The sequence below is a fragment of the Desulfopila aestuarii DSM 18488 genome (genome assembly GCF_900143695.1).
GTDB classification, from domain to species: Bacteria; Desulfobacterota; Desulfobulbia; order Desulfobulbales; family Desulfocapsaceae; genus Desulfopila; species Desulfopila aestuarii.
The window spans coordinates 1-11,785 of the sequence record NZ_FRFE01000027.1 but is presented as its reverse complement, the minus strand read 5'-3'; the positions used below and the strand labels follow the sequence as shown (position 1 = coordinate 11,785).

At 48.3% G+C, this 11,785-nt stretch carries 11 protein-coding genes and 1 tRNA gene; 8 read left to right on the top strand and 4 right to left on the bottom strand.

Annotated features, from left to right (window positions below; translation table 11 throughout):
- Nucleotides 1-218 precede the first annotated feature (218 nt).
- The 6 genes from rpsT (at nucleotide 219) to BUF15_RS20210 (ending at nucleotide 5,460) form a co-directional block, all read left to right on the top strand.
- Nucleotides 219-491 carry a 30S ribosomal protein S20 gene (gene rpsT / locus BUF15_RS20235; RefSeq protein ID WP_073615537.1) on the top strand — a complete coding sequence of 91 codons (273 nt, stop codon included), beginning with the start codon at nucleotides 219-221 and terminating at the stop codon, nucleotides 489-491.
- A 197-nt stretch (nucleotides 492-688) separates the two neighbouring features.
- The gene (gene trpE / locus BUF15_RS20230) at nucleotides 689-2,194 is read left to right on the top strand and encodes an anthranilate synthase component I (RefSeq protein ID WP_073615536.1); all 1,506 of its coding nucleotides are present in this window, start codon (nucleotides 689-691) and stop codon (nucleotides 2,192-2,194) included.
- A 3-nt stretch (nucleotides 2,195-2,197) separates the two neighbouring features.
- Complete coding sequence (locus BUF15_RS20225; RefSeq protein WP_073615535.1) at nucleotides 2,198-2,800, top strand: anthranilate synthase component II; 603 nt, start codon at nucleotides 2,198-2,200, stop codon at nucleotides 2,798-2,800.
- An 87-nt stretch (nucleotides 2,801-2,887) separates the two neighbouring features.
- Nucleotides 2,888-3,919 (top strand): anthranilate phosphoribosyltransferase, encoded by a 1,032-nt coding sequence (trpD, locus tag BUF15_RS20220; protein WP_073615581.1) that lies wholly within the window; start codon nucleotides 2,888-2,890, stop codon nucleotides 3,917-3,919.
- A gap of 44 nt (nucleotides 3,920-3,963) precedes the next feature.
- Nucleotides 3,964-4,734 carry an indole-3-glycerol phosphate synthase TrpC gene (trpC, locus tag BUF15_RS20215; RefSeq protein ID WP_073615534.1) on the top strand — a complete coding sequence of 257 codons (771 nt, stop codon included), beginning with the start codon at nucleotides 3,964-3,966 and terminating at the stop codon, nucleotides 4,732-4,734.
- Nucleotides 4,735-4,791: 57 nt separating this feature from the next.
- Complete coding sequence (locus BUF15_RS20210; RefSeq protein ID WP_234981234.1) at nucleotides 4,792-5,460, top strand: phosphoribosylanthranilate isomerase; 669 nt, start codon at nucleotides 4,792-4,794, stop codon at nucleotides 5,458-5,460.
- Nucleotides 5,461-5,494: 34 nt separating this feature from the next.
- On the opposite strand, the gene BUF15_RS20205 is transcribed toward BUF15_RS20210, so the two are convergent.
- Both BUF15_RS20205 and BUF15_RS20200 read right to left on the bottom strand, forming a co-directional pair.
- Complete coding sequence (locus BUF15_RS20205) at nucleotides 5,495-6,358, bottom strand: septal ring lytic transglycosylase RlpA family protein (RefSeq protein ID WP_073615532.1); 864 nt, start codon at nucleotides 6,356-6,358, stop codon at nucleotides 5,495-5,497.
- Between the two features lie 101 nt (nucleotides 6,359-6,459).
- Entirely contained in the window at nucleotides 6,460-7,914 is a 1,455-nt protein-coding gene (locus tag BUF15_RS20200; protein ID WP_073615531.1) for a hypothetical protein, read from the bottom strand.
- Nucleotides 7,915-8,054: 140 nt separating this feature from the next.
- On the opposite strand from BUF15_RS20200, the gene BUF15_RS20195 reads away from it, so the two are divergent.
- Nucleotides 8,055-8,130 (top strand) — tRNA-Thr (locus BUF15_RS20195).
- 248 nt (nucleotides 8,131-8,378) lie between these two features.
- Here the strand turns inward: BUF15_RS20195 and BUF15_RS20190 are convergent.
- Nucleotides 8,379-8,567 (bottom strand): hypothetical protein, encoded by a 189-nt coding sequence (locus BUF15_RS20190; protein ID WP_073615530.1) that lies wholly within the window; start codon nucleotides 8,565-8,567, stop codon nucleotides 8,379-8,381.
- Between the two features lie 633 nt (nucleotides 8,568-9,200).
- On the bottom strand, nucleotides 9,201-10,013 hold the full coding sequence (locus tag BUF15_RS20185) for a flagellin N-terminal helical domain-containing protein (RefSeq protein ID WP_073615529.1): 813 nt from the start codon (nucleotides 10,011-10,013) through the stop codon (nucleotides 9,201-9,203).
- Between the two features lie 1,530 nt (nucleotides 10,014-11,543).
- Here BUF15_RS20185 and BUF15_RS27860 point away from each other — a divergent pair.
- Nucleotides 11,544-11,785, top strand: a 242-nt coding sequence (locus tag BUF15_RS27860) for a hypothetical protein (protein WP_234981159.1), incomplete at its 3' end; no start/stop codon positions are given.

Genomic DNA, 11,785 nt, shown 5'->3' with positions numbered 1-11,785 from the left:
ACAGCTATCGACAACAACATCCGGTTTTTCACAGCTTTTGCAAAACCAACAAACGATAGCTGTTGACTTGGCTTGGTTTCTATATTATAAACCATTGTTTTGCGATATTGAGATTGTACGGTTGACTCCCCGATAGCCGGGGCGGATGTCGTATGTACAGGATGATACCGGGAAGCCGGTTGGAATATACGAGAGTTAATCACAGGAGGAATTCATACGTGGCTAATCATAAATCAGCTGAAAAGAGAAATCGCCAGGCTCAGGAACAACGTCTTCGCAATAGAGTTAACAAGTCGAAGATGAAAACAGAGGTTCGCAAAGTCAATGAGGCCGTCGTCGCCGGTGTTGAGGACGATGCGAAATCTGCCTTGAAAGCTGCAATTTCTGTTATCGCCAAGACCGCATCAAAAGGCACCATTCACAAGAAGACTGCTTCACGCAAAATTTCCCGCCTCACCAAGCGCGTGAATAAAATGGAGCCGGCTGCCTGATTCCGCCTGCTTCGTTTGACCGTTCTTCGGTAATGTGGTGTAGAGCCGAGAAAAGCCGTGAAATCTTAGATTTCACGGCTTTTTTTGTCTTTTACGCCAAGATGCTGGACAATAGTCGCAACTTGCTGGTAAGTTAGCATTCTTACAGACAAGAAGCCTTTCATTGCCAGTGAAGTATTTGACCATTCCGTATTCCCATGCCACCACGAGATTACTATCCCGACCTTGCCGGTTTTTCCAGTTTGCTGGAAACATCCCGACTGATCCCGGTCTATACTGAAATAGTTGCCGACCTCGATACACCGCTGACCATCTTTGCCAAGGTTGCCGAGAATCATAAGCATATCTTTTTGTTCGAGAGTATGGAGGGCGGCGAGAAATGGGGAAGATACTCCTTTATCGGTTTTGATCCCCTCCTCACCTTTGTCTCGAGAGATGATGCAATCACCATTACGGAAATGACCGATAATGGCCCAGTGGCAAGGGTCAGTTGCGGGAATCCGCTGGAAGCGCTACGGGCATTGGTAGGAGAATTTGAGACCCCTGATTATGAGGGGTTACCGAGATTCTGTGGCGGTGCTGTAGGTTTTCTAGGTTATGATATGGTTCGGTTCATGGAAGAGTTACCGGACAACCGACAACCCCTGGACCTGCCAGACTCCTCATTTATCATTCCACGGGTGGTGCTCGCCTATGACAGTCTGAAGCAGAAGGTTACCATCGTCTGCTGGGTGCGGCAGGAAAAAGGGTGTGCAGCCGAAAAATTATATGGTTCAGCAAAGGAAACGATTGATCGGGTTATCACTCGCTTGAGAGGTCCGGTGCCCGAATCGTTTATGCAAAGTGGTAGTGGGGCAATGTCGACGCCCCATGAGTTTCGCTCAAATATGGAGGAAGCGCAGTTTAGAGAAATGGTGGAACGAGCTAAGGAATATATCCGGGCTGGTGACATCATTCAGGTGGTGCTGTCACAACGCTTTCATACCACCACAGATCTTTCACCGACCCTGTTGTACCGGGCGCTCAGGCATATCAATCCCAGTCCATATCTCTTTTATCTCAAACTGGACGATGTGGTCCAGATTGGTTCATCACCTGAGATCCTCGTCAGAAAATCCGATGAGCATATCGAACTCCGCCCCATCGCCGGCACCAGAAAACGTGGCGCTTCTGATGAAGAAGATCTGGCGCTTGAAGAGGAGCTGCTGGCTGATCCCAAGGAGAGGGCAGAGCACCTGATGCTTGTCGATCTTGGTCGTAACGATGTGGGCCGGGTCGCCAAGGGTGGATCAGTTGAAGTGCGTGATCTGCTGGTGATTGAGCGTTACAGCCATGTGATGCATATCGTATCCGGTGTACATGGGGTCATTGCTGATGGTAAGGATCAGTTCGATGTGATGTCTGCCTGTTTCCCGGCTGGCACTGTGAGCGGCGCCCCGAAAATCCGGGCTATGGAAATCATTGACGAACTTGAGACTGAGCGACGTGGACCTTACGCTGGTTCAATTGGTTATTTCGGGTTCTCAGGCAATATGGACTTCTGCATCACTATCCGTACGTTCATTATGAAGGGCAACAATTTGTGGGTACAGGCCGGCGCTGGCATTGTGGCGGATTCGGATCCGCAAATGGAATACGAAGAAACTATTAACAAATCCATGGGATTGCGCAGAGCACTTGAGCTTGCTGAGAAAGGATTCTAGGCCATGCTGGTACTCATCGATAACTACGACTCCTTTACCTATAATATCGTCCAGACCATCGCCGGCAACATGCGTGCAGACGGCGTTGATGAAGAAATTCAGGTTTATCGTAACGATAAGATAACGGTCCAGGAGATTGCTGAGCTGAACCCGCGTCGACTTCTCATTTCTCCCGGTCCATGTACGCCGAAAGAGGCGGGAATCTCCATTGAAACTATCGTCACTTTTGCCGGAAAGATCCCTATTCTTGGGGTCTGCCTCGGGCATCAGTCAATGGGAGAGGCGTTCGGTGGCCAAACTGTCCGGGCCTCGCGGATCATGCACGGTAAAACCAGCCCTATGCACCATGACGGCAAGGGAGTCTTTACCGGATTGCCCAGCCCTTTTGACGGAATGCGATACCATTCATTAGTGGTGGAGGAAGCAACTTTACCCGATTGTTTTATGGTTACATGTCGCACCGATGAGGGCGAATTGATGGGGCTCCGGCACAAAACGCTACCACTTGAAGGAGTGCAGTTTCATCCCGAATCGATCATGACCCCTGCCGGTATCCAATTGCTTAGGAATTTCATGGATCCTGGTTACCCCGATATGTTGCGATGAATGGTCAGGGTCGTACCAGTGACGAATGGCGAAAAATATGCAGAAACAACATTATTAATAACGGTATCAGAAGAGGGCGCAAACAGAATGGATATACGCCAGGCAATCAACCGAGTGGTGAACAAGGAGCATCTGAGCGAAAAGGAAATGCAGCAGGTGATGCAGGTGATCATGGAAGGGGAGGCAACTCCCGCCCAGATCGGCGCCTTTATCACCGGGCTCAGGATGAAAGGGGAAACCATTGATGAGATTGTCGGTGCTGTCCGGGTGATGCGTGACAAGGCGACTTTTGTCGATACCGGTGTCAGCACTGCCGATGGTCAGATTCTGATGGATATTGTCGGCACTGGCGGTGACGGTTCGGGTACCTTTAATGTTTCTACCACCACAGCCTTTGTGGTTGCTGCGGCAGGGGTTACGGTGGCAAAGCATGGTAACCGTGCTGTATCTTCCAAATGCGGTTCTGCCGATGTCCTGGAAGCGTTGGGTGTTGATCTTGCCATGCCGGCGGAAAAGGTTGGTGAGTGTGTGCGCTCTGTTGGCATTGGTTTTCTGTTTGCCCCAATGCTGCATGGCGCCATGAAGCATGCTATCGGTCCGCGCCGCGAGATTGGTATCCGTACTATTTTCAACATTCTCGGCCCGATGACCAATCCGGCCGGGGCCAACGTGCAACTGACTGGTGTTTTCAGCAAAACCCTTGTGCCCGTTTTGGCGGAAGTGCTTGTTCGTCTCGGTATGAAAAAAACTTTGGTGGTGTGGGGTGAGGGAAATCTCGATGAGATGACCGTCACCGGTACAACGCATATCTCTGAGGGTTGCAATGGTGAGGTGAAATCGTACACCATTGAGCCGGAAGATTTTGGACTGACCCGGGCGAATATGGACGCGATTCGCGGTGGTGCCACTGCCGAAGAGGCCGCGATGCAGGTGAGGTCGGTACTTGGGGGTGAAGTGGGAGCCAAGCGTGATATGGTACTTTTGAATGCTGCTGGTGCGCTTTTTGCCGCAGACCTGGTGAAGTCGCTGCAGGAAGGGGTTGATATGGCAAGGGACTTGATTGATTCTGGCAAGGCTTTGGCCAAGCTGGACCAGCTAGCGGCTTTTTGCCGAAAATAAGTGCAAAAAGTGTTGCCGTTATCTGGCAGAGCTTAAGGGAAAGAATGATTTTAGATACAATAGTTGCACGTAAGAAAGAAGAAGTTGTCCGGCTCCGCCGGGAGGGAATCTTCCTGCCGCTTGAGTTCCGAGAGAAAAATATCGAACCTCCGCGCGGATTTATTCGAGCGCTGCTTGATTTTTCAGGGGTTTCCATCATTGCAGAAGTGAAAAAGGCCTCACCGTCAAAAGGGGTGATCTGTCATGATTTCGATCCGGTACGAATAGCCCTTAATTATGAAAAGATGGGTGCGCAGGCTGTATCGGTGCTGACCGATGTCGACTTTTTCCAGGGGAGCCTGCTCTATCTCATGCAGGTACGGGACGCGATCAAGCTACCTGTGATTCGAAAAGATTTCATCATCGATCCCTTGCAGATAGAAGAGGCAAGAGTACATGGTGCTGACGCCATTCTCCTGATTGCCGCTATACTTGATGAACACCAGCTGCGCGATTATCGCCAGCAGGCGGAGCAGTATGGCATGGATGCCTTAGTTGAGGTTCATGACGAACAGGAATTAGATGTCGCCCTTGCCGCCGGAAGTGGACTTATAGGTGTAAATAACAGAAATCTTAAAGATTTCACTATGGATTTAGGGACAACACTACGGCTGAAAAAACTGATGCCGCCCGGAATCCCCGTGGTGAGTGAGTCAGGCCTGACTTGCCGTGAAGATATTGAGACCCTCGCCAGTGCAGGAATTGCTGCTGCACTCATCGGTGAATCACTGATGCGGGCTGGAAACAACGGCACCCTTTTGCAGGAATTACGTTAGTACCTTTGTGGAGCGTTAGTTCATAACGAAAACAGGAATTCATTACCAACAGGAGAAATGATGCACAGCAGAACGCGGATCAAGGTGTGTGGCATCACCACCGTTGAAGACGCAAAAGAAGCTATTCGAGCTGGAGTCGATGCAATAGGGTTTATTTTTGCGGAGAAGAGCCCGCGATACATTTCCCCGGAGAAAGTGAAGGAAATTGTGGCCCAGCTGCCCCCTTTTGTTCATCTGGTCGGGGTCTTTGTCGACAGTGACCCGGTAGAGGTGCAGGAAATTATCGATTACTGCGGCCTTACCCACGTTCAGCTGCATGGAAGCGAAGATGCGGAATATTGTCAGAAACTTGCTCAGGCGGCAACACCCTGCAGGTTGTTGAAGGCTTTTCGGGTTGGGTCGCAAACCATGGCTGCTGATTTCACACCCTATGAGGATTCGGTCAAGGGATACCTGCTGGACACCTTTGTTCAGGGGCAGGAGGGTGGCACTGGGAAGGCTTTCGATTGGTCGATGATAGAGTCCCTTGGGTTGAAGCTGCCCATTCTGCTGGCGGGAGGAATTTCGGTCGAGAATGTGGCTGCAGCTATAAAAACTGTTCGGCCGTTTGCTGTTGACGTCAATTCAGGTGTGGAAGAAGAACCGGGGAAAAAAGATCATGCGAAACTGCAGCAATTTGTCGAACTGGTGAGAAGCGTTGACAGAGAATTGGCATCTGCAGTCTGAATCGGTACTTTAATCCTCGTTTTTTTGTCTGTCATTATCGAACCACCAGAGAAGCGCCACTGTAGCCGTTCTGCAATAGAGCGGCTTCTGCTTTTTTGGCGATAGCCAGTTCTCTTCCCGCAAAGACATGCACCTGGTAGCTGGGCTGGGTTGGATCGCCTTCTGTCTGTATGAATGCGGCATGGCCGGAGTCGGTGAAACGTTTTTTGAGTTTTAAGGCGTTTTCCAGCTGATTGTATTTACCAACTTGCACATAAAATTGTTTTTCAGTCACGTTTTCAGCCTGCCGTTGTGTCTTGATGGGCTGACGTAACGATTTGATTGTTTGAGGTTGTGACTTGGTGGTCTGAGGCTGCGGTTCGGGTTTGGAAGCAGCTGCCATCAGTTGCAGATCATTCTGATTGTTCGCAGGAATTGCGATAATTTCCACACGCGACGTGCCAGGTCCGACAATATCCAGCTCCTCTGCGGCGGTATAACTCAGATCGATAATACGGCCATCGACGAATGGCCCTCTGTCATTGACTCGCACAATCGTTTCCTTGCCATTGTTGAGATTGCGCACCCGTAACAAGGTGTTCATTGGCAGGATTTTGTGAGCAGCAGTCATTCCATACATATCATACCGCTCACCGTTGGAGGTGGGGCGGCCATGAAAATAATCACCATACCATGAGGCGAGACCTTTCTCCTTAAACCCCGTAGCGTCCGGAATGGGATAATATGTTTTGTTTTTTATGACATATGGTGCCTGGGTTGGGTCAGACCATTTGCTTTTCCCGCTTTTACTGTAGGTCGGGGATTTTGAGGCGCAGCCGGAAAGAAGTGTCGCCGCAAGGCTGGCGCAGATGAGGAAGGTAGCAACCTTTCCTGTCGTTTTAAGGCGTGTGATCTGCATCGTTACCAATCCATGACTGTTGTTAAATTTGTTTTGAAATATCCAACAATCCGTATAAAAAACAATCAAGTGCAACGAACTTGTCGTGATACAAATTTGGGCTATTCTTCCGCTTTGCGGAAGGAACGGATGCGCTGTTCGTAGAAAACTCCTGCCGGGCCAGTAGTGTGCGGAGTGTAGGGCAGGAGACCGTGATTAGCGGCTGCCGCGTTGTGTCCGTCAAACCTGACCGTCTCGTCCTCGTCGATCCATGAGAGGGAAAGGTTGAGTTCTGGCCGCATAACAGAAATGATGCCGTTTTCCGTTCGCCCAAGCGGGATTGATTCCCAGCGTCGCATGCTATACCCCTTATACCATATTCCGAGCCGTTTTTTGTAGGTAATTGTATCGGTTGCCATGGGTGGAAGTTCTTCTTTATCAAAATCCAGGTTGTTTTCCAGGAGCCACTCAAGCTCGGAGCTGCCCTGAACTGTCAACCTTGACCAGCTCTCATATTCCTCGATATCGGCTCGGAGCAGATGGGTTTTGACATCATCGAAGCTCCACTGGGCGTGACAGGCCTGGCAACTCACGTCGGTTTCTGTGAAGTGAGCGGGGTGCTGAAGAAGGGGGATAGGATGTTGTTTGCCATCACCTTTTGCCAGGAGATTGTAACCATCAGAACTTTTCTGTACCCCTGCAGGCAGTTTGTCGTCTAATCTCTTGGTATCATGGCAGTCAGCGCAGGCGGTAACGTTTTCCGGATCTCTGGCGTTCATCAACTCGTTTCCGCTATGGCAATCGATACAGCCGAGTCCCTTCTGTTGATGGATGTCCGGCGTAAGGTCGTGATAATCTACTCCGTAAGGACGATCTGTTGTTGGCGCGGCAGTGTATGGGGTGCGATACTCGACGTTGAAATCGTGTTCGAAACGGCCAAAGTAATCAAATCCGACCCTGTTGCCGTAATGGCAGGCCAGGCATTGCTCATCGGCAGGGTGGGAATTGAAGGTGTGGTTGGTCAGTTTACCTTCCTTGTATTGCATATGGCAGGCAGCGCAGCCGATGCCACGTCTGGTCGCAGTATAATCATCCCCAGGTGAGAAAAGGTGACAGCGCAAACAGCGCCGTCGCAGCATATCGTCGGCGAGTTGAGTTATGTTTTCAGGATCTTCTGATATCGGGATGTCAATGAGCGTGTCAATCTGGTCTGTTGCGCCGAATGCGGTTCTGACCAAGTTCACCGCATTGTTGAGCGTGTAATGGCTTGCATGGGCAAGCTGTTCAGTTTGATAGGTGTGACAGTTGCCGCAGGTGGTGGCAAAGTTGTCAGGGTGGGCTGGGCGAGCAAGCATATTGGCATGGGCTTTGTCCTTGTCTTTTGCCTCCGGATCGCCTTGATGGCAGACGGTACACGATAGCTGATGGTTGGTGTCGGGGGTTGTGGTATGGCAGGAACCACAGGTGCCGGCCAGTTTCTCTGTCTCGCTGCTGCAGCTGATGAGTAAGATTATGGCTGCTGCAAAACAAGAAATTGAAACAAAAGCGAGAAGAGATTTGCGTACCGAGTGCGACATGTTATGAGGGAAGTGATCAGTAAATTATTGAAATTATATTGTAACGTTCCAATTGGCAGATTTATCAGATTAGACTTTCTTATATGTCATAGGAGTTGAATTTTCAATAATTACCTGCTATATAGGCACAACAATGCTAAGCCAGCATAGCTCAGTTGGTAGAGCGGCGCTCTCGTAAAGCGCAGGCCAGCGGTTCGATCCCGCTTGCTGGCTCCAATTATAACGGCCACTTAGAGAAGACTCTCTCAGTGGCCGTTTTTTTTGTGTGGCTAAAATGGTCCCATAAATCTTTCAGTAACCATTAAGGGTGCGGCAGGAAGCGTGTCAACGGTGAAGAGTATGCTTGGATGAATGAACCAGGAACTCGCTGAATTTTTTAGATCAATCTGAAATAAAAAAAGCCCCACTCCAAAATGGAGGGGGCTCGTATCTTTCTTCTGACACCCGAATAAGACGGTATCGCGTTAATTATATACCGGTGGGTTTGAATAAACAGGCACGCTTTCGTCAAATTCATCCACTAAAGCGTTGAGCTTGCTGCGGGTAACGACAAACCGCATGTCTGTGGTAAATATATCGTTATCTTTGTGGAGCGACTCAGGTTGAGTTGGATTCGGTTGTTTTCGCTTTTTCGGTTTAGTGGTGCGATCCATATGGTTCCTCACTAGATAGTGTGAAATAACGGGAATGGAGACAGAATCTCCTGCATCCAATCCTGATGAACCATATTATAGCCTCTGTGAATGATTGTAAATAATGATATTCACGTAAAGCAGAGGTTGACTGTAATGACTATCGTAAAGAATGACAGAAAAATAGATGTATAGGTCGCTCGAGAAAGGTGAAAAAAGGTGTTGCTTTGATTGGCGAACCCATGGTTTCGGTTTTTCTCGGATACGAAATGGCCGAGTGAGGAGGGAAATTCTCAGAGGGTGGTGTCAGTCTCGAGCATATTTCTGACGTGGCGGATCGATCCTGGCACAATGTACACTAAGAGAGCAGGAAAAGAGTTCGTCGATTGCCCCAATACGTAATCATTAAAAAATCTACCTTGAGAAAAAACGTCGAAACAATGCGCGGGCAATTCGGTATGGCAAGTTAAAGATGGTTGCCGGCAATCCTTGGGTGGGAGTTTCACGGACCCCACCCAGCCGGAAGTCTGTTCCAAACGTGTGGCCACAGGATGGGCATTCCATGAGCATGCCGCCAATATTTCTGGGAAGGCGGAGTTGCTGGCCGCATTTGGAGCATGTCGTGATGTTGTCCTTTTTCATAATGTGGTGTGTTTATTTCAGTAATCCTAGCATGCTTTCTGCCTGATGATTTGCCTGGGCCTGAATAGAAACCCCTGCTTGTTGGAGAATCCTGTTTTTCAACTTATTAGATACTTCCATCGCGACATCAGCATCACCAATTCTCGACTCAGAGGCTGCCACATTTTCGGAAATATTTCCAAGGTTGGAAGCGGTCGATTCAAAACGATTAAGAACAGACCCCAGTGCCCCTCTGGATTCTGAAACACTGGTCAGGGCTTCGTCAATGGCGCTGAGGGCGTTCTGGGCATTTTCTCCGGTGAGAATATTAAGTGATTCTGTGCCCAGGTCTTTCTGGGTTGCACCGTTGATGGATACGTTAATAAACTCGCCGCCATTGGCTCCGACCTGGAAATTTGCACCGCTTTCCATGCTGCCATCAAGAACATTTTTACCATTGAAACTGGTTGTCCCGGCTATACGGTCTAATTCTGATTGGAGCTGAGAAAATTCGGCATTCATCGATTGCCTGTCATTGCCGTTGTAGATGCCGTTGCTCGACTGAACGGCCAGTTCACGCATTCGCTGAAGAATACCGGACGACTCATTCAGTGCGCCATCTGCAGTCTGGGCTAGCGAGATGCCATCATTGGTATTTCTGATTGCCTGGTTAACTCCTCGCACCTGGGAGTTCATTCTGTCGGAAATTGCCAGTCCGGCGGCATCGTCTTTGGCACTAGTGATCCTGCGACCACTGCTTAGGCGGGATGCTGATTTGTCTATCCCTGCCTGGGTGTTGGAAAGCTGGTGAGAAACGTTCACATTGCTATTGATTGAGCTTACCATTAAATGCCTCCGTATCTTGTCACGTTTTTTTCAAGGTACCTTCTATATCCATGGAAAAGCGTGAAATCTCGTCATGTCAGTAAGATAATGACATGTCTTCATGCTTGCTCTTGTATATCGAAGCCAAGATATACTACATCTTACCATTCATTGGCCTAATCCTCAAAAAGGATATGTATATTGTGCCATTCACCTCGAAACGAATGTCAGTATTGAAAGCCGTATTGCATAATTGAAATCGTTAACGATCGTCCTGATTAACAACTCTTAAGTGGAGCGAAGAGCTTCAGTCAGGAAGAAAGTTGTAATTATATAAGATAACATGGGAAAAAATACCTATTACTGTAGAAGCTGAAATGGATTGTCTACAGTTTTTCGACTGTGTCAGCCCTTAACTTTATATCTGCAAGATTAGCGCCTGGTGATGTGTCTCGTGTAATACTAATAATACACAGAGGTCATGCAGGACTGCGCATTACCTCCTGCTGTTGCGAAACAGTGCTTTTGTCATCTCATTTAAGGGTGTGAAGTAGCAATCATTGAAATAACAAAAGGGCTTTCCGGAATAATCCGAAAAGCCCTTTTATTTACTGGTTGGGGCGGGAGCCAAACATGATGATATAAATCATGTATAAACAGTATCATACATTTAAATTGCTTATCTAATAAAAAATATACCCTCATTTGTACCCGCATTTGGCAAATGTGTCTGGGTTGAAAAGTCAAATGGTGCAGTTTGGTAATGACGGTGAGCTGTGGACGATATCATAAGTTCTGCATAGATTTCTATAATAAATGGTCTCAAGATTGCACTTGGTGTCAGGTGATTCTGTTCTCAAATATTTGCACAAAAAATCTGAGAGCACTTAAGGAGAGGCTTTGTTACGTATACTCAGGAAACACCTCAAACTGCCAGGCCTGAGAAGTTACTGGGACTGCCGATACTAATCTTAAAGATAGATCTAAATCATTGATATGAGATTTGGTTTAGCTATGTGTCCACGCTTTTACAGCAAGAAGACTATTGGGCAGGGTTGGTTGGGATAGGGAAAAAGCAGCTTAGCAAAATCTCCATTGTATAGGTGCCAGGTCCTCCTGTCACTTTCGCCTCTTTGAATCTCCCAATCTACTCGGTCTGCCTTGCGGAAGTAGCCTTTTGAGTCAGTTTTTCCTCAACTGATCGCTGTATTGTTGTGAAACCCTTGGGCTCAATCATGTTTGGTTGAATTACAGCTTTTGTAATGGCAAATATCCAGCGCATCCGTTTTGTTGAAAAAAGGTTTTCTGAGAAAGCGAGAGAAAAACCTGGTAGATAACCATCTCGCATTTGTAATCTGTTGCTTGCCGGGTATATTGATGTTTTGTAGGATCTTTTCCATACTATGGATATCCTGGGCATTTAGGCTTAGTGTAAATGATTGGTATATCTGGTGGCTTGTCGCTCTGTTGCGCCAGGATGCCGTTACTTGAACGATCAGGGCATATCAGTCTGCCCCTTGGGTGAACTCTTCTTAGGTATAGTATCCAGTAATGCCATCAAGCAAAATTCTTATCACCAAGTTGCAGAGACCGCGAGACGCGGTAGGCACGATAGCCCGACCACGGCTGCATGATCTGCTCAACCGTGGGCAAAAACAATCATGCACCCTGATTTCCGCCCCAGCTGGTTATGGTAAGAGTACGCTGGTCAGCAGCTGGATGGAGTGCTGTCAGTATCCGGGAATATGGGTATCTCTTGATGAAAAGGATAGCGAACTGCATACATTCTTCTG